Genomic DNA, 18,345 nt, shown 5'->3' on the forward strand with positions numbered 1-18,345 from the left:
GTCAGTGGGCGCGCTGGGTGCAGAGCAGCGCCATGCGGTACAGGGCGTCGCCGACCGAGGGTTCGAGGTCGGCGACGAGGCGGCGGGCGTGTTCGACGCGGTCGTCGATCATCTGCTCGGCTCGGCGGCGCGCGCCGCTGTCGGTGATCACGGACTGGGCCAGCGCTACGCCGTGCTCGTCGATGGAGTCCGCGCGCCAGAGTTCTCGGAGGCGGGCGCGGTCGGGCGGTGTGGCGAGTTGGTCGGCGAGGGCGAGCACGGTGGTGGCCTTGCGTTCCCGGATGTCGTCGCCCGCGGGTTTCCCGGTCGCCGCGGGGTCGCCGAAGATGCCGAGCAGGTCGTCGCGCAGCTGGAACGCTTCACCGATCACGTCGCCGTAGTCGCCCAGCACGCGCAGCACGTGCTCGTCGCAGCCGGCCATGGCCGCGCCCAGTTCGAGGGGGCGGCGCACGGTGTAGTTGCCGGATTTGCGGCGGGCGATGTCGAGGACCGTGCCCACGGTGGGCTGCCGGTTCGCGTCGTTGGTCAGGTCCGCGAGCTGGCCTACCGCCAGTTCGCTGCGCATCGCGTCGTAGCGTGGCCACACGCGATCCAGGGCGGGCGCGGGCAGGCCGCTCTCGCGCAGCATGCGTTCGGCCCAGACCAGGTAGAGGTCGGCGAGCAGGATCGCCGCGGATTCGCCGAATCTGGTGGATGAGCCCGATAAGCCCTGGTCACGGTGCCAGTTTGTGAGGCGCAAGTGGGCGGATGGCTGTCCGCGGCGGACCGGGGACTGGTCCATCACATCGTCTTGGACGAGGGCGAAGGCATGCAGCAGTTCGGCGCCGGCCGCGGCGCGCAGCGCGGGTTCGGATTCGCCGCCGCCACCGGCCAACCAGCCGAGGTAGACGAACACCGACCGAACGCACTTGCCGCCCGCGGCGAACTCGACCATCAGGCGGCCGGGCAGCGCGAAGCCGGCCGGGTCCAGTTCCGCCGCGCAGCGGGCGCGAACGAACGCGTCGACGTGCTCGCGCACCGAGTCCTGCGTGCGGGCGAGCCACTGCGCGAAGCCGTCCGCACCGGGTAATTCCTCGACGGGCCGGACCGCGACGGCCGTTCGTTCTGCATCCACCCGTCGATTGTGACACCGTTCGGCCGAAATTGCATCGTTTGTGCATCGTTTGTGGGCGGGTGGTGCGCGCGAAGAGGTCATGGCGGCGCCGCCGGTTCGCGAGGAGACTGGGGTCAGCACCCATTCGTCCGAGGAGGACATTCGATGGCAGACAACGGGCCTTTCGGCGTCGACCCAGAAGATTTCGAACGCGCGCTCCGGGGGACGGGAGCCGAACTTCTCGACATGCTCCGCAAGGCGGGCATCTCCCTCGACCGCATCGACCAGGGCGGCTTCGGCGCGGTCACCTCCCTGCTCGGCCAGTTCGTCCAACCCCAACCGAAACGCCCACCCACCCCCGAAGGCGAAACCACCGGCGAGACCGGCAACGGCGTCTGGGCGATCTACACCGTCGACGACACCGGCCAGGCCACCGTCGACCAGGTCTTCCCGAACGAACTCGAGGCCCTACGCGCCCACCGCGACAACACCGACACCCGCCGCCGCGTCCGCTTCCTCCCCTACGGAGTCCCCGCGACAGTCCTGGACACACCCTGAAACGCTGACCGTCGGCGACGAGCTGGTCACGAAGAGCCGACGCCACGTTCGCATCGGCGCGCGAGCTACCGCACGCGGCCCGACAGCGCGCGACCCTTCGACGCGGACCAAAGCGGTGTCGAAGTTCCTGTGAACACTCGCAACGTGCGGGCCGGTGGTGTCCGCGAACGTGTTTCAGTTCCTATGGTGGTGGGTGCCGCCTCATGGAGGGGGCCGGTGGTGAACACCGCGTACGGACTCGCCCGTGGAATGGACCGCCCTTCCAGGACTGCGGGCGAGCCTGTTCGCTTCGGGGTCAGTGCGATGCGGCGGTGATGCGGTCCGCGGTCGCGACGGTTTTCGCGCCGAGGGCGGCGAGTGCGTGGGCAGACAGGTGGTTGTCGGGGCAGGCGACGACGGCGGCGATGACGGTGCCGTGGTGGTCGCGGACGGGGGCGGCGAGGGTGACGACCGCGTTGTCGGGGCCCAGTTCGTCGGGAAGATAGTCGATGGTGATCAATTCGGTGATGACGGAGCCGAGTTGGGCGCGCAGGGCGGCGGTGATGGGGGAATCACGCAGGCCCGCCAGGACTTCCAGCATGGGGGTGGAGTCGTCGACGAGACGTTCGACGGAGTAGCCGCGCGTGCGGATCTCGGCGAGGACGCGGGTGAGGCGATCGCGGTGGGCCGGGTCGGCGGTCGCGAGCCAGGCCGCGCGCGCGGAATCCGGTGCCCAGGCGATGAATTCGCGGCAGACCGGTGGGGCGAGCGGCAGGCGTCGGCCGGGGCGGATCCAGCTCGCCGACGGGTGGCCGATCACCTCGGTGACCACGATGTTCTCGCCCGCGCGTTCGGCGAGGAAGACCGGAACGCCGACCTCGTCGGAGAGTGCGCGCAGGTGCGCACTCGCGAGGTGGCGCAGGGGAAACGCCGCTTCGGCTCGGCGGGCCACCGTCAGTAGGCGTAGGCCGATGCCGTAGTTGCCCTCCGCGTCGCGCACCGCCCAGCCCTCGGCGGTGAGCTGGGCCAGCACAGCGTGCGCGGTGGCGCGCGACAAGCCCGCCTCGCGCACGATGCGCGCCAGCGAGAGCCGTTCGCCGGCATGCCGGGAGAGCAATTCCAGCACCTTCACCACCCGCAGGGTGGGCGGTGAGGGCGCGCCGGACTCCTGCGCGGAATCTGCCTCTTGACCGGCGCGCTCGGCCGAGCCTATGGTCGGTGTCACAATATCGAACGATAGCGTCGAATATTCGACAGTGCAACTCGGCGGCGAGTTTTCCGCCGGGACGCGGGACCGAAGTGGGTGCACAGTGCAGGCCGATTACGAGTTATCGCACCTGGCGGCGTTGGAGGCCGAGTCGGTGCACATCTTCCGCGAGGTCGCGGCCACGCTCGCCCGACCCGCCCTGTTGTTCTCCGGCGGCAAGGATTCCGCCGTGCTGCTGCACCTGGCGCGCCGCGCGTTCTGGCCCGCGCCGCTGCCGTTTCCGCTGCTGCACGTGGACACCGGCCACAATTTCGACGAGGTGATCGAGTTCCGCGACCGCACGGTCGAACGGACCGGCGCGCGACTGGTGGTGGCGCGCGTGCAGGACGACATCGACGCGGGCCGGTCCGTGGAGCGCCCCGGCGGCACCCGTAATCCGTTGCAGACCACCACCTTGCTGCGGGCGATCGGCGAGCACCGCTTCGACGCGGCGTTCGGCGGGGCGCGCCGCGACGAGGAGAAGGCGCGCGCCAAGGAGCGAGTGTTCAGTTTCTGCAACGGTTTCGGCGAGTGGGATCCGCGCGCACAGCGTCCCGAGGTGTGGAACCTCTACAACGGGCGTCATCAGCCGGGCGAGCACATCCGGGTGTTCCCGCTGTCGAACTGGACCGAACTCGATGTCTGGGAGTACATCGACCGCGAGTCGGTCGAACTGCCGTCGCTGTACTACGCGCACCACCGTCGGGTGCTCGAGCGGGACGGAATGCTGCTTCCGGCAACCCGATTCGTCACCGCCGCGCCGGACGAACCCGTCTTCGAGGCCACCGTCCGCTTCCGCACGGTCGGCGACGCCACCTGCACCGGTTGCGTCGCGAGTACCGCCGACACCGCGACGGCGGTGATCGCCGAGACCGCCGCGACCAGGTTCACCGAGCGCGGCGCCACCCGCGCCGACGACCGGATCTCCGAGACCGGCATGGAAGATCGCAAGCGAGAGGGCTATTTCTGATGCGCCGCAACCTGTTACGGCTGGCGACCGCGGGCAGCGTCGACGACGGCAAGTCGACCCTCATCGGCCGGCTGCTCTACGACTCCAAGTCCCTGTTCGACGATCAGCTCGCGGCCATCGAGCGGGTCAGCACCGAACGGGGCGGTGCCGCGGCCGATCTCGCGCTGGTGACCGACGGCCTGCGGGCCGAACGCGAGCAGGGCATCACCATCGACGTCGCCTACCGGTATGTGACGACCCCGCGCCGCAAGTTCGTCATCGCCGACACCCCCGGGCACGTGCAGTACACGCGCAATATGGTGACCGGCGCGTCCACGGCGGACCTCGCGCTGATCCTCGTCGACGCGCGCACCGGGGTGTCCGAACAGACCCGCAGGCACGCGTTCCTGGCGACGCTGCTGGGCGTGCCGCACCTGGTGGTGTGCGTGAACAAGATGGATCTGGTCGACTGGTCGCAGGAGCGGTTCGAGCAGATCCGCGCCGAATTCGCCGGTTTCGCCGCGAAATTGACCGTCGGGGATCTGAGCTTCGTGCCGGTGTCGGCGCTGCTGGGCGACAATGTCGTCGAGAGTTCGCCGCACCTGGACTGGTATCCGGGGCCGCCGCTGCTGCGCCATCTCGAGGACGTGCACATCGCCTCGGACCGCAATCTCATCGACGCCCGGCTGCCGATCCAGTACGTGATCCGCGCGCACGACCACCGCGGTTACGCGGGGACCGTGGCGGGCGGGATCTTCAAACCCGGGGACGAGGTGGTGGTGCTGCCCGCCGGTCGGTCCGCCCGGGTGAGTCAGATCTGGGGTCCCGGCGGCACGAAGGTCGACGAGGCGTTCACCGGCATGGCGATCTCGCTGACCCTCGACGACGACCTCGATGTGGGTCGCGGTGACCTGCTCGCCCGCCCCGGCAACCGGCCGCAGATCGGCACCGAGGTGGACGCGATGGTGTGCTGGTTCGCCGAGACGAGCCACTTGCGCGAGGGGGCACAGTATCTGGTGCGCACCGCCGCGCAGACCTCGCCCGCGCAGGTCAGCGCCATCGACTACCGGCTGGATGTGAACACCCTGCACCGGGTCACGGACGTGCGGTCCTTGGGGCTCAACGACATCGCGCGGATTCGTCTGCGCAGTCGGCAGCCGCTGCTGTCGGATCCGTACCGGGAGAATCGGCGCACGGGCAGTTTCATCCTGATCGATCCGGTGACCGATCAGACGGTGGCGGCCGGGATGGTGACAGGCCGGGAGTCCGATCGTGGGCGCCCGACCGTGGCGAACGCGGTGGTGTGGCATCGGTCGGCGGTCTCGCGCACCGAGCGCGGGCACGCGGGTCGCACGGTCTGGTTGACGGGGCTGTCGGGGTCGGGGAAGTCGACGGTGGCGGTCGAGTTGGAGCGGCAGTTGGTCGCGGCGGGGCGCCCCGCCTACCTGCTCGACGGCGACAATCTGCGGCACGGGCTCAACGCGGGCCTGGGCTTCTCCCCCGCCGATCGGGACGAGAACGTGCGCCGGGTCGCCGAGGTCGCCGCGCTGTTCGCCGATTCGGGGGCGGTGGCGATCGTGTCGGTGATCAGCCCGTTCGCCGCCCAGCGCGCGGCCGCGCGCGCCACCCACCGTGATCTTCCGTTCCACGAGGTCTTCGTCGACACCCCGCTGGCCGAATGCGAGCGCCGCGACGCCAAGGGGCTCTACGCCAGGGCGCGGGCCGGGCAGCTGCCCGGTTTCACCGGGATCGACTCGCCCTATGAGCGGCCCGAGCGGGCCGAGCTGGTCATTACCCCCGAACTGGGCTCGCCCGCCGAGGTGGCCGCCCACATCCTTCGAGAGCTAGGGATCCTGTGAGACAACCCGCTGGGCCGGAGCCGTTGACGGCGCCGTTTCTCGCCGCTGTGGCCGAGGCCGAATCACTCATCGCCGGCGCGGATTTCGTGCGCACCGACCAGGACCTGGCCGAAGGGTACGACTATCTCGCGGCGAGTACTGCCGCGTGCCTTCGCCTTTCGGGCGCGCACGGCACCTCGCACCCGTACTTCGTGTCCTCGACGGGACCGTACGCGAAAATGGGCTTGGACAATCCGGACACGCTCTACTATCACGCCACGATCGAGCCGACCGCCGAGTATGTGGTGAGCGGGGTGCGCGGCACCACGGTCGACCTGAGTTTCCAAGTGCTCAAGGGCGATTACACCGCGACCGACGTGCCCGGCGGGGCTGACGCGTTCGACGACCGGCGCATTCCGATCGCCGCCGACGGCAGTTTCTCGATTCGTTTCGGACCGGCGAAACCCGACATGGGGGCGGACTATTTCCCGCTCGGGGACGGTGCGTCGATGCTGGCGGTGCGGGAGGTCTACGGCGACTGGTCCGATCGCAAGGGCTCGATTCGGATCGAACGCGTCGACTCGGTGGGCACCGCGCCGGTCGAACCGGACCTGGCGCGCCTGCGCAAACGCTACCGGGCAGCCGCGAAGATGCTGCTCACGCGCGTGCACACGTGGTTCAACTTCCCGAAGTGGTTCTATCTGGATCTGCCGGTCAACACCCTCACCGCGCCGCGACTCACCCCCGGCGGGTTGAGCACCCAGTATTCCTCGGTCGGGCATTTCGAGCTCGCCGAGGATCAGGCGTTGGTGATCACCGTGCCGAAATCGGATGCGCCGTATCAGGGTTTTCAGCTGGGCAGCCTCTGGTACATCTCCCTCGACTACGTCCACCACCAGACGAGCCTCAATCACGCTCAGGCGCAGGTGGATTCGGACGGCATGATCCGGATGGTGGTGAGCGCGCGGAATCCGGGCATCGCGAACTGGATCGAGACCACGGGTCGGTCGCGGGGGATTCTGCAATTCCGGTGGCAGCGCACCGATCGGCCGATGACCGAGGCCGACGGGCCCACCGTGGCGGTGGTGTCGATCGACGCTGTGGCGCACCACCTTCCGTATTTCGAGGACAACCGGATCGATGCCACCGGGTGGCGGGCACGGATCAGTGCCCGGCAGCGGGCTTTCGCCGAAAGGATGCTGGGATGAGGCTGTTGGAGGACAAGGTCGTGGTGATCTCCGGGGTCGGGCCGGGGTTGGGGCGGTCGATCTGCCTCGAAGCCGCGGCGGCGGGGGCGACGGTGGTGCTCGCGGCGCGCACCGGGTCGCGGTTGCTCGAGGTGGCGGCCGAGATCGAGGACGCGGGCGGGACGACATTGTGCGTGCCCACCGATATCACCGACCAGACCGCGGTGGCCCAGCTCGCGGCGCGCACGGTCGAGACGTTCGGGCGGGTCGACGCGCTGGTGAACAACGCGTTCGCGGTGCCGTCGATGAAACCGCTCGACCGCACCGACTTCGACCACATGCGCACGAGTTTCGATATGACGGTGCTGGGTGGGTTGCGGATGACGCAGGCTTTCACGCCGGCGCTCGCGGAGTCGAAAGGTGCTGTGGTGATGATCAATTCGATGGTCGTTCGCCATTCCGAACCGCGGTACGGCAGTTACAAACTCACCAAGGCCGCGCTGCTGGCCATGTCGCAGACCCTGGCCACCGAACTCGGCGGCAAGGGGGTGCGGGTCAACAGTGTGCTGCCCGGCTATATCTGGACCGATCAGTTGAAGTGGTATTTCGGGCAGATCGCCGAGAAGTACGGGATCACCGTGGCGCAGGTCTACGAGCAGACCGCCGCGAAATCCGATCTGAAGCGACTGCCCGAGCCCGACGAGATCGCCAGGGCGGCAGTGTTTCTCGCGTCGCCGTGGGCGAGCGCGATCACCGGTCAGACCCTCGATGTCAACTGCGGCGAATACCACAACTGAGCCAGGAGTTCCCTCATGTCCGTGCGCACCGATGTCGGCACCGTCGCCGACCTGCACGCCTCCGCCACCAAACTCACCGGGCTCACCGATTTCGGGGCCGACGACTACACCGAGGCGTTGCGGATTCTGCTCGACTCCTATCGGGAGGAAGCGGGTCTCACCGAACTCGGGTCCAAGATGTCGCGGTTCTTTCTGCGTGGGACGCTGATCGCTCGCGCCTTGAGCCAGGCGGCGTGGGCGGCCAATCCCGAATACGTCGAAACACCGGTCACCCAACCGATTTTCGTCACCGGGCTGCCACGCACCGGCACCACCGCGCTGCACCGTTTGTTGGCCGCCGACCCGGCCAATCAGGGGCTCGAGATGTGGTTGACCGACTTTCCGCAGCCCCGGCCGCCGCGCGAGGGCTGGGCCGACAATCCCGCGTATCAGCAGATCGACGCGGGATTGCGGCAGCATCAGGTCCAGAATCCCGAATTCATGGGCCTGCACTACATGTCGGCCGCCGATGTCGAGGAATGTTGGCAGCTACTGCGCCAATCGCTGATGTCGCACTCCTACGAATGCCTCGCCCACATTCCGGGCTACGCGCAGTGGCTGGCCGGGCGGGACTGGACCCCCGCCTTCGCCCGCCACCGGCGAAACCTCCAGCTCATCGGTATGAACGACCCGCGCCGGTGGGTCCTGAAGAACCCCAGCCACCTGTTCTGCCTCGACGCGCTGCTCGCCACCTACCCCGACGCCATCGTCATCCACACCCACCGCGACCCCGCCACCATCATCGGGTCGATGTGCAGCCTGGCCGAACACGCCACCCGCGGCTGGTCCACCGTCTTCACCGGCCCCACCATCGGCCGCACCCAACTCGACCTGTGGGCGCGCGGCCTGACCGAATTCACCGCGGCCCGCGCCCGCCACCCCGAGGCCACCTTCATCGACGTGGACTTCGACGACCTCCGCACCGACCCCCTCGCCGTCGTCGACCACATCTACACCCACACCACTACCCCCCTGTCCCCCACCGCCCGCACCGCCATCACCGCCCTCGACCACGAATCCCGCACCGGCCCACGCAAACCCACCCACCACTACTCCCTCACCGACTACGGCCTGACCGAGGACATGGTCACCGAACGCTTCCGCGGCTGACCTACCCGGTGTGACGTGCGACGATGGGACAGGAGCACAGTGGACGATCAGGCGGAGGCCGAGGATGGCAGTCGAGATGGTGCTGAGCCCGTCCGGGCGACCGATCACCGTCGCGGAGTTCGACGCTCTGCCGACCGACACGAACTATCGCTGGGAGATCGAGAACGGACTCCTGCTCCGAACCGCTCGCCCGGCGCCGCCGCACAGCCGTGCGATCCAGCGATTGCTCGCCCAAGTGAACGCTCAACTTCCGGACGGCTGGGAGGCATTCGCCGAAATCGAAGCCGAACTCGGTGGCCGATCCCCTCGGCGCGTACCCGACGTGGTGGTCGGACCGGTCGACATCGACCAACAATCCCGCATACGCGCTGATCAGATCGCCCTTGCCGTCGAAGTCGCCTCGTCCGGTGAATCCGCCGTGCGCGATTACTCGATCAAGGCCGGCGAGTACGCCGCCAACCGCATCGCTCACTACTGGGTGATCGACCTCATCGACGTCGAATCGGTCGGCCTCACGATCTACACCCTCGATGACACCGACGGGTATCGGATCACGCCACGGGCCACCGGCACGGTATCGCTCGTCGAGCCGTTTCCGCTGACCATCGATCTGGTCGCGCTGGCGGGCAGGCGCACCACCGGCGGTTGAGGAACACCGGTCGAGATCGTCGACAGATTTCTGGTGACGCGGACCGATCCATACCGGCGAGGACGACGAATGAGTGGTAGGCGGGCCGGAGTGGTACTCCTACTACACGGTACCCATTCACTCCCCCGAACCGGCCCGCCTTCTCGTCTCTCGGCTCGGTGAACGGGCCGCTGCCGGACTACCCGTCGACCTCGACACCGAATCTTTCGACCAGCGCGGTGAGGTCGCTTTCGTAGCCCTGGCCGACGGAGCGCAGGCGCCAGACGGATCCGCGCACATACAGTTCGGCCAGGATCAGGGTGCGTTCCACGGTTGCGGCGTCGAGGGTGGCGCGCACGGTGGTGTGGGATTCCGTGCCGGAGGCGATGTCGAGTTCGATCGCGCCGACATCGCCGAACGTGAGATTCTCGCCGTCGAGTGCGGCGGCGAGGACGATACGGGTGCAGTGCTCGGGGAGGTCGTCGAGGACCACGGTGACGGATTGTTCGTTCGGGCCGTCCTCGGACAGTTTCGCGCCGGGGGCTTCGGGCTGGTTGTAGAAGACGAAATCGTCGGAGTCGGCGACCTTTTCCTCGTGGTCGACGAAAAACGCGACGAGATCGACCGTGGGGGTGCCGAGTTGGTTCCAGGTCGCGCGCAGGATCCAGGTGGTGCCGCCCTGCGCGATCGGTAGGTCGATCACCTGGCCCCGGGCGAGCACCGTGGGGTGACTCGTCGGCCGGTCGGGCAGGTCGCTCGCGACGGGGCTGGACGGGCCGTGTTCGAGTAGCTCCGGCCCGTGGACGGGAAGTGCGAGCTCTTCGGCTTTCCTTGTCCGCCGGTCGGATTCACCGCCGGCGAGAACGAGCAGGTCGGTCACGGTCGCCGAGAGGTTGACCGCCGCGGAACCGCCGAGTTGGGCGATCCTCGCTCGAGCTGCTGCGGCTTGCCCGTAGGTGCCGCCCAGTACCAGGATTCGCCGACCGGTCAACGGGCCCGACGGCTCCCGCGCGGGTTCCGGTTGGTGCGGCGGAACCCGCAGTCCCGCTGTCGCTTTCGGTTGTCCCGGTTCCACCTTCTCGAGCAGGTCCAGGAACCGGGCCTCGTCGATCACGGGCGTGCCGCACTCGACGGCCTTGCGCGCCTTGCTCGTTCCCGCGTCGGGACTGTTGGCCACCAGCACACTGGTCCGGCGGCTCACCGCGCTCGTGACGTCGAGTCCCGCCGCTTCGGCACGGGCGACGAGCTCTTCGCGTTCGACGCGCGTCGCGCCGGTCACCGCGACCTTCATCCCCTGCCGCAGGCGCCCGTGCACCGCCAGCCTGCCCGGGTAGGCGAAGGCGCACGGCTGCTTGGGGCCACGACGGTCGACCGCCCACGACGACTGCTTCGGCCGCGCCGATTCGCCCGAGCAGTCCAGCAGCGGCGGCGCGATCCCCAGGTGGGCCGCGTCGGCCACCAGCGACAACAGCACCTTCGCGAGCACGCGGGTATCGTCGAGCGCGTCGTGCGCCTTGTACTGCGGCACACCGTAATACGACGCCAGCGTGCCCAGTTTGTAGTCGGGGGTGGGCAGGGCGATGCGGCGCGCGAGAGCCAATGTGCACAGGCGGTGCCGCACCGGCAGCACCCCACCGGTCCGCGCGAACTCCTGCCGCAGGAACCCGTAGTCGAACAGTGCGTTGTGCGCCACCATCACCCGCCCGTCCAACATGGCCGACAGTGGTTCGCGAACCTGCTCGAACCCCGGCGACCCACGCAACACCTCGGCGGTGAGCCCATGGATGTGCACGGGCCCCGGGTCACACCCGGGATCGACCAGCGTGTGGAACTCCCCCGCCACCCGCCCGGCACCGTCCAACGTCACCGCCGCGACCGACAACACCCGATGCTGGTGCGGCCGCAACCCCGACGTCTCCACATCCACCACGGTGAACGTCGCGAACTCGGCCGCCCGCTGCTGCTCCTCGACCTCCGTCATCCCTCGCATGAAGATCGAATCGTAGTCGACATCCACAGTGTTGCAGGCGATGTCGATTCTCATCCATCGGGTGCCGGACCGAGCCCGCCACCACGCGGCGCTGGTTCAGGTGGTGCCGATTGCAGGTGTCGTCTTCGCGAGCGAGAGTGGTCAGTGGGTCGCGGCGGCCTCGATCACGGTGGCGACGGCGTCGGGTCGGGAGACCAGGGAGGCGTGGGAGGCGGGGATCTCCGAGGTGGTGGCGCCGATGCGGTCGGCCATGAATCGTTGGGAGGCGGGGGGAATGACCTGGTCGGCGCCGGAGACGAGGTACCAGCTGGGCAGGTGGGTCCAGGCGGCGGGGCCGGAGGGTTCGAGGTTGGCGGCCAGGGCGATGGAGCGCTGGTGGGCGATCATGTCGGCGGCGGTGGCGGCGCTGACGTCGGGGGCGAAGACCTCGTGGAAGGCGGCGGGGTCGACGTAGCCGTCGACGTTCTTGCCCGCGATGCCGTGGGTGTCGTCGACCACGGCCAGTCGCAGGACGGGAGGTAGCAGGCGGCTGCCGGGGAAGCGGAGGGGGTCGAGCAGCAGCTGTGCGGGTTCGCCCGGCACGGGGGCGAAGGCGGCGATGTAGACCAGGGCGGTCACGTCGGGGTCGTCGACATTGGTGATCACGGCGCCGCCGTAGGAGTGGCCGACCAGCACGATCGGGCCGTCGATGTCGGCGATGGCCCGTTCGACGGCGGCGGCGTCGTTGGCGGGCCCGCGCAGCGGATTGTCCGGCACCACAACGCGATAGCCGTCGGCGCGCAGGGCCGCGGCGACGCCGTCCCAACTGGTGGTGTCGGCGAAGGCGCCGTGCACCAGCACGATCGTGGGGGTGTCGGCGGCCGTCGCGGGGGCGGACGCCAGCCCGAGCCCGAGCCCGAGGGCCACTGCCGCCGCCACACTCGATCGGATCCTGATCATCGTGTTCCTCTCGATTCGCGCGAACCGCGCCCGTGCGGACCGGGGGCGGTGAGGGTGGACCGACCACGCGGGTGGTCGAACACCGCGGCGGTCACGTCCGCAACACTAGATTCGCCGGGGCGCGAAGGCGCGGCAGCGGGCCGGTTCGGGATCGCGTGTCGAGCTACGCGCGCGCGAAACGTGTCGGTGGGCTGCTCTACGGTGACGCGCGTGTCTGAAACCATCACGCTCGGTGGCGTCACCATCGACAGCAACGATCCCACCGAACTCGCCGAGTTCTGGAAGTCCGCGTTGGGCTATGACGAATTGGTCAATACCGACGGAACGTTCATCATGATCGTGCCGCCGGGGGTCGGCTTCGGGCAGGGGCGCTACCTCGCGTTCCAGCTGGTGCCCGAGGCCAAGGTGGTCAAGAACCGGGTACACCTGGACTTCCAAACCACCACGCGCGCAACCGAAGTCGCGCGCCTGATCGCGCTCGGGGCGACGACGGTGGCCGAGCACCAGGTGCCGGGACTGGATTGGACGGTGCTGGCGGACCCGCACGGCAACGAGTTCTGCGTCGTCTCCGCCCACGGCTGAGGGCTCAGCGCGGGGTCGGGCACTGTCCTTCGTAGCGGCTCAGGCCCAATCCGTTGGCCTTCTTGCTGCGGCCGACCGGGCCGTTCTTGGCCGAGCGGACCCAGGTGCCCTCGGTGTCGAGGACGGGCATGCGTTCGCTGAAGGCGCGGCTGTAGTGGATGGTGCCGTCGACGGTGAGGATGCCGCCCTGGACGTCGATGTGGGCGACGGTGGCCCAGAAGGAGCTCTTGCCGTTGCCGATGAGGACGGTGATCTGGTCGGCGTCCTTGTCCGGCAGGCCGTCGGGGCCGGGGCGGCCGTAGCGAACGCGGACGCGGGGGCGGCCGAAGGTGTCGATGGCGCCCGCGCCGTTGTCCACGGATTGGTAGACGTTGAGCAGCAGGTCGCCGTTCTCGGTGGGGCGCACGACGACCTGTTCGGTGGCGGGCCGGTTGTTCGCGCCGGGGCCGCGGGAGTCGCCCTGGTGGTGGATGAAGGGCCAGGTGGCGAGGTCGCCCTGGTGGCCTTTCTCGCCGCTGAGCACCACGTAGTCGCCGGTGATCTCGTTGCGGCAGAAGAAGTAGACGTCCAGGTCGCCGGTGCCGAATTCGGTGCAGCGGCCGAGCTGGTCGTATTTCGCGCCGCGACCGTCCCATTCCAGGCCCACAGTCAGCACATAGCCGGGGTCGCCCTTGCGCAGGTCGATGGTGGCGCGGCGGTCGGGGGAATCCTTGGTCAGGACGACGTCGACCTTGCGCAGGTCGACCGACGGCGCGGGCGTAACCGGTGGGGGCGCGGGCACTTCCGCGACGGCCTCCTCGGCGTCGACGACGATGCCGTGATCGGTGGCGAAGGCGGCCAGCCCGGCGCTGTATCCCTGGCCGATCGCGTCCAGGCGCCACCCGCTGCCGCGCCGATACAGCGCGACCGCTTGCAGCACGGTCTCGGAGTCGAGGCCGGGCGGCACGAAACTCAGCGTCTGGCTCGCGCCGAGCACCGAGACCCGCAAGCCCGCGACGGCACCGAACCGAATCCCCTGCGCCTCGGTACTTCCGGTGATCAGCACCCGGTGGATGTCGGCGGGCAACGCCGAGAGATCCACCGAGACAACGGCATCGGACTCGAGTCGCACGCCCGGACCCGCCGGGTTGTTGAAGAACACGAAGTCGGCGTCGGAGCGCACGATGCCGTCGGCGTTCAACAGCACCGCGGCCACATCCACCGCACCGGCCGGGCTGTCCAGGTCCAGGCGCACCGTGTAGCGCCCGTCGACGAGATCGGTCTTGGAGCCCTTGCCCACCTCGACCGTCGTTGCCGCATTCCCGCTCATGAACTCCGCCCTCCGCCGGTTCGCCTGAAAACCCAGGCTACCCCGCACATCACCGCCGGTGAGGGCCGAGGGCGCGGGCTCGGACGCTGTGGGTTCGACCAGCGCGAAACCGGGTTCGATTGGACACGTTCACACAGATCGCGCGCACCGGTGGCGGCGGTGCGGACGGTGTCGTTGACTGGCCGGATGAACGTCCGCGCACTGACCGACCGCAAGCTCGGTCGACGGGTCTCGGTGGTGGTGCCCGCCCTCGACGCCGAGGACACCGTCGCCGGTGTGGTCGGCGCGGTTCGCCCGCTGCTGGGCGGGCTGGTCGACGAAGTGATCGTGCTCGACGCCGGGTCCAGCGATCGCACCATCGAGCGCGCCCGCGGTGCCGGAGCCACGGTCTATACCCGGGAGGAGGCGCTGCCGGGGGTGGCGCCGAGGCCGGGCAAGGGCGAGGTGCTGTGGCGATCGCTGGCGGTGTGCACCGGTGAGGTGATCGTGTTCCTCGACGCCGACCTGGTCGACCCCGACCCGATGATCGTGCCCGCGCTGCTCGCACCGCTGCTCGACGACGCGAGCATCGCCCTGGTGAAGGGCTACTACCGGGAACCGGCCGACGACGACGGTGCTCGGGTGACCCAACTGCTCGCGCGGCCACTGCTCACCGCGTTGGCGCCGGCGCTGGCGGAGATCATCGCACCGCTGAGCGGTGAATGTGCCACCACGCGTGGGTTCGTCGAACAGGTCTCCATCGCCAGTGGGTACGGCGCGGAGATCGGGATTCTGCTCGATTGCTGGCAGCGGCGGGGACTGTCGGCCATCGCGCAGGTCGACCTCGGCACCCGGACCCGACGCGCCGGGCCCACCCACGAGCCGGCGGTGATGAGCCGTCAGGTCGTGGCCACCCTGCTCGACCGGCTCGGCATCCGCGACTCCGGCATCGGCCTCGTCCAGTTCTTCGCCGACGACACCGGCTGGCGGCGAACACCGTCGGAGGTCAGCCTCGCCGACCGCCCGCCGATGCGCCACCACCTCGCCCTCGCGTGACGCCGGCCCCCGGGTGGGGACCGGCGTCGGCTCGGCTAGGCCGCGACCAGCCCGAAGTCGAGCTTCACCAACTGATCCGCGCACCCGAAATACCGGTCGTCGTGGGTGATCACGATGACGGTCTTGCCGCGACGCTTCAGCTCGGTGAGGATCTCGTGATAGAACACGTCACGGAAGCGCGGCTCCTGATCGGCGGCCCACTCGTCGAAGACGTAGATCTGTCGGTCCTCGAGCAGGGCGGTGAGCAGGGCCAAGCGCTTGCGCTGCCCCTGCGACAGATCCACCGTCGACAGGCGGCCGTCGCGCACGGTCACCTTGTGCGAGATCTGCAACTCGTCGAGATAGCGGCGCACCTGCTCGTCGATCCCCGGGCGGTCGAAGCCCAGATAGTCCTCGAACAGATGGAAATCGGTGAACACCGCCGACGAATTCTGCCGGTACCACTCGATGTTGTCGTGGTCGATCCTCTCCCCGTTGAGCGACAACGACCCCGAGCGGGGCACATACAGACCGGTGATCAGCTTGGCCAGCGTCGACTTGCCGCTGCCGTTGCCACCGACGATGAACGTGATCTGGCCCGGTTCGAAGACCAGGTTGATCGGACCGAGCCGGAAACCGGCGTCCTCGGACGCGTCGAGTCCGGGCGGCGGAGCCATCGGACGCACGTCCACGCCACCGTGATCGACCCAGTTCTTGCCGTTCACATCGACCTGGACACCACCGGGATGCGCGCCCGGATGCGCCGGATGCGGATGCCCCGGACCGGCTTTGCCGTTGCGCGGCGGCCGTCCCGGACGCGGCGGCGGACCACCGGGACCCGGATGCGAGCCGGGCGGCGGCGGCACCGACGAGGGCGCCTCACTGCGATACACGTAGCTGACATCGGTCAGTTCCAGCTTGGCCTCCCCTGCCGCTGGACGTTCGGTGTAGGGCAGTGAATCCTCGTCGTGCAGTGTGGCCATCGACAGGTTCATCGCGCGAATCTTGGCCAGCGCCACGTCACCACGCAGCAGGTCGGGGATGCGGTGCATGAAATTCTGCATCGGCATCGCCAGGAAGGTGGTGACCAGCACGTAGCCGACCATGGTCTCGCGCGGCAGGTTCAGCGCCGCGGCGATGACGAACAGGATCAACGCCATCGTGGCCAGCTGCAACGCCTGACCGAAGCCCTGCGCGTAGGAGAACTTCGAGCCCGCGTCGGTGTTCTGATCGCGCAGCGTGCCCGCCGAACCGAGCAGGTGCCGGTCCATGAAGTCGCGGCGACGGCCACGGTGCAGCTTCAGTTCCTTGATGCCGAGGGTGACGGCCTGGAACGATCGCAGCAGCGCGTCCTCGTTCTCCCTGGCCTCGCGATAGATCGCGCGCACCCGCTTGAGCACCAGTTCGACACACGCGATGCCGACCAGCGTGCCCGCGACGGTGACCGCGAAGATCGGTCCCGACACCACGGCCAGGAACACGAAGCAGCCGACGATGGTCGCCACATCCACGCAGATCGACGGGATGGCGGTGACCGCCTGCGACAGCGAGCGCACGTCCTCGGTGAGCGTCGCCATCAGGCGGTGCATCCCGAGCCGTTCGAGGTGTTCCAGTGGGGCGGAGACGATTCCGGAGCTCAGGTCACTGCGCAACCGGTAGATCGCGTCCTGTGACAACCGGATCAGCAGCACCTGTGACACGACACCGCTGATCAGGATCACCAGGCCGGCCGCCCCGAACCGGAGCAGCAGGTGGTCGGGCTGCGGACGCGGTGAGACGACCGCGTTGATCAGCGTCACCAGGTAGGTGTTGGCGGCGCCGCAGATCAGACCCGCGGCGACGACGGCCGCGATCCTGCTCGGCGACAACGCCGCGAGAAAACGGAGCAAATGCATGACGTGCGGCTTTCAGCTGCGGATGACATCGAACACGATGCCCTCGAGGGTGACACCGGGTGCGAACGAGAACGCCACACCGGTCGAGATCTCGGCCGTGGACCGAGCGTCGCGGATCATCCGCTCCAGCACGAAGATCAGCGAGACGCTGAGCATGTTGCCGTGCTCGGCGAGCACCTCCCAGCTCGGCGCGGCCGCGTCCTCGGTGATGCCGAGCGAACGGGCGGACTCCTCGATGATGCGCGGACCACCGGGGTGGATCGCCCACAGCTCGACGTCGGACTTGCCGAGTCCGTTGCGCGCCAACACCTCCGACACCACCGGGTCGACGCCGCGGTAGATGTAGTCGGGCAGGCTGGTGGCCAGCTCGCAGGTGATGCCCGCGTCCTTCACCCCGAGCACGATGCCGTCCTCGGCCTCGTCGAACAGGTAGCTGAAGCTGTCGCGGATCACGACGCTGCCCGGGGCCAGCGGCTGGTGCACCTGGTTGGCGCCGATCACGACCGCGCCGCAGCCGTCACCGAAGAGGCTGTGGGTGATCACGTCGTTGACGTCGTCGTCGAACACCGCGTTCACCGAAGACAATTCGATGCACAGCACCATGGCCTTCTTGTCCGGGTGGGCCCGCACGTAGTCCACGGCGGCGCGGATGCCGTTCATGGCCGCGGCGCAGCCCATGAAGTTGATGACCATCCGGCCGACGGTCGGCGACAGACCCAGCTGCTTGACGACCGCGACATCGACACCGGGGGCGATGAAACCGGTGCTGGTCACGAAGATCAGCTGGCCGATGTCCTCGGCGGGGTTGTCCAAGCCGGCGACCGCGCGCCGCGCCACGTCGACCGCCAGCGGGGCCGCGTGCTCGAGAAACAGGTTCATCCGGTCCCGGATGGTGCCGGGCTTGCGGCTGAACTCGAGGAACTCGGGATCGAGCGGGTCGATCGCGAGGTGGCGGGTAGCGATGCGGGTCTTGGCGTAGATGCGCGGAATGCGCTGGCGCTGAACGGGATCGGAGAACATCTCGGCGACGCGTCCGGCGTTGATCGCCTGATCGACGACCAGCGCGGGCGAGCCGGTGGCGACCGCTTCGATCACACCGACCGTCGACGGCGGCGTGGGGGGTAGCAGGTCGCGTCCACGCTCGTGCTCGGGCGTGCGGAGCAGGTCGAAATCGAGAGACACGGGCACAGTT

16 protein-coding genes are annotated in these 18,345 nt (G+C 68.8%); 9 read left to right on the plus strand and 7 right to left on the minus strand.

From position 1 onward, the window contains the following. Position 1 precedes the first annotated feature (1 nt). Positions 2 to 1,114: a polyprenyl synthetase family protein gene (locus ACFP3H_RS05540; RefSeq protein ID WP_378600510.1), complete on the minus strand. Its 1,113-nt coding sequence runs from the start codon at positions 1,112 to 1,114 to the stop codon at positions 2 to 4. A gap of 144 nt (positions 1,115 to 1,258) precedes the next feature. On the opposite strand from ACFP3H_RS05540, the gene ACFP3H_RS05545 reads away from it, so the two are divergent. Next, complete coding sequence (locus ACFP3H_RS05545; protein ID WP_378600513.1) at positions 1,259 to 1,651, plus strand: hypothetical protein; 393 nt, start codon at positions 1,259 to 1,261, stop codon at positions 1,649 to 1,651. Between the two features lie 295 nt (positions 1,652 to 1,946). Here ACFP3H_RS05545 and ACFP3H_RS05550 read toward each other — a convergent pair whose 3' ends face one another. Continuing rightward, positions 1,947 to 2,855, minus strand: coding sequence for an IclR family transcriptional regulator (locus ACFP3H_RS05550; RefSeq protein ID WP_378600516.1), 909 nt, complete (start codon positions 2,853 to 2,855; stop codon positions 1,947 to 1,949). An 85-nt stretch (positions 2,856 to 2,940) separates the two neighbouring features. On the opposite strand from ACFP3H_RS05550, the gene cysD reads away from it, so the two are divergent. From cysD to ACFP3H_RS05580, 6 genes are all read left to right on the plus strand, one after another. Then, positions 2,941 to 3,846 (plus strand): sulfate adenylyltransferase subunit CysD, encoded by a 906-nt coding sequence (gene cysD / locus ACFP3H_RS05555; protein ID WP_378600519.1) that lies wholly within the window; start codon positions 2,941 to 2,943, stop codon positions 3,844 to 3,846. After that, entirely contained in the window at positions 3,846 to 5,684 is a 1,839-nt protein-coding gene (cysC, locus tag ACFP3H_RS05560; RefSeq protein ID WP_378600522.1) for an adenylyl-sulfate kinase, read from the plus strand. Before cysD ends, cysC begins: the two co-directional genes overlap by 1 nt. Further along, positions 5,681 to 6,871: a hypothetical protein gene (locus ACFP3H_RS05565; protein ID WP_378600525.1), complete on the plus strand. Its 1,191-nt coding sequence runs from the start codon at positions 5,681 to 5,683 to the stop codon at positions 6,869 to 6,871. The genes cysC and ACFP3H_RS05565 overlap by 4 nt, the downstream gene beginning before the upstream one ends. After that, the gene (locus ACFP3H_RS05570) at positions 6,868 to 7,647 is read left to right on the plus strand and encodes an SDR family oxidoreductase (protein WP_378600527.1); all 780 of its coding nucleotides are present in this window, start codon (positions 6,868 to 6,870) and stop codon (positions 7,645 to 7,647) included. Before ACFP3H_RS05565 ends, ACFP3H_RS05570 begins: the two co-directional genes overlap by 4 nt. Before the next feature lie 15 nt (positions 7,648 to 7,662). Then, a complete protein-coding gene (locus tag ACFP3H_RS05575; RefSeq protein WP_378600530.1) occupies positions 7,663 to 8,796 on the plus strand; it encodes a sulfotransferase family protein in 1,134 nt (377 codons plus the stop codon). A 64-nt stretch (positions 8,797 to 8,860) separates the two neighbouring features. Then, positions 8,861 to 9,445 carry a Uma2 family endonuclease gene (locus ACFP3H_RS05580; protein ID WP_378600533.1) on the plus strand — a complete coding sequence of 195 codons (585 nt, stop codon included), beginning with the start codon at positions 8,861 to 8,863 and terminating at the stop codon, positions 9,443 to 9,445. A gap of 178 nt (positions 9,446 to 9,623) precedes the next feature. Here the strand turns inward: ACFP3H_RS05580 and ACFP3H_RS05585 are convergent, their stop codons facing one another. Both ACFP3H_RS05585 and ACFP3H_RS05590 read right to left on the minus strand, forming a co-directional pair. Further along, on the minus strand, positions 9,624 to 11,414 hold the full coding sequence (locus ACFP3H_RS05585; protein WP_378600536.1) for a TerD family protein: 1,791 nt from the start codon (positions 11,412 to 11,414) through the stop codon (positions 9,624 to 9,626). Positions 11,415 to 11,555: 141 nt separating this feature from the next. Then, entirely contained in the window at positions 11,556 to 12,353 is a 798-nt protein-coding gene (locus ACFP3H_RS05590) for an alpha/beta fold hydrolase (protein WP_378600538.1), read from the minus strand. A gap of 210 nt (positions 12,354 to 12,563) precedes the next feature. Here ACFP3H_RS05590 and ACFP3H_RS05595 point away from each other — a divergent pair, with 210 nt between their 5' ends. Next, positions 12,564 to 12,935 carry a VOC family protein gene (locus tag ACFP3H_RS05595; protein WP_378600540.1) on the plus strand — a complete coding sequence of 124 codons (372 nt, stop codon included), beginning with the start codon at positions 12,564 to 12,566 and terminating at the stop codon, positions 12,933 to 12,935. A gap of 4 nt (positions 12,936 to 12,939) precedes the next feature. Here the strand turns inward: ACFP3H_RS05595 and ACFP3H_RS05600 are convergent, their stop codons facing one another. Continuing rightward, positions 12,940 to 14,244 (minus strand): TerD family protein, encoded by a 1,305-nt coding sequence (locus tag ACFP3H_RS05600; protein WP_378600542.1) that lies wholly within the window; start codon positions 14,242 to 14,244, stop codon positions 12,940 to 12,942. 186 nt (positions 14,245 to 14,430) lie between these two features. Between ACFP3H_RS05600 and ACFP3H_RS05605 the strand changes: the two genes are divergently transcribed. Next, entirely contained in the window at positions 14,431 to 15,279 is an 849-nt protein-coding gene (locus ACFP3H_RS05605) for a glucosyl-3-phosphoglycerate synthase (protein WP_378600544.1), read from the plus strand. 35 nt (positions 15,280 to 15,314) lie between these two features. Here the strand turns inward: ACFP3H_RS05605 and ACFP3H_RS05610 are convergent, their stop codons facing one another. Together ACFP3H_RS05610 and ACFP3H_RS05615 are read right to left on the minus strand one after the other, a co-directional pair. Further along, the gene (locus ACFP3H_RS05610; protein ID WP_378600546.1) at positions 15,315 to 17,153 is read right to left on the minus strand and encodes an ATP-binding cassette domain-containing protein; all 1,839 of its coding nucleotides are present in this window, start codon (positions 17,151 to 17,153) and stop codon (positions 15,315 to 15,317) included. A 12-nt stretch (positions 17,154 to 17,165) separates the two neighbouring features. After that, the gene (locus ACFP3H_RS05615; protein WP_378600548.1) at positions 17,166 to 18,335 is read right to left on the minus strand and encodes a type III polyketide synthase; all 1,170 of its coding nucleotides are present in this window, start codon (positions 18,333 to 18,335) and stop codon (positions 17,166 to 17,168) included. Positions 18,336 to 18,345: the final 10 nt, after the last annotated feature.

This window comes from Nocardia lasii, assembly GCF_042658545.1.
Classification (GTDB): Bacteria; Actinomycetota; Actinomycetes; order Mycobacteriales; family Mycobacteriaceae; genus Nocardia; species Nocardia lasii.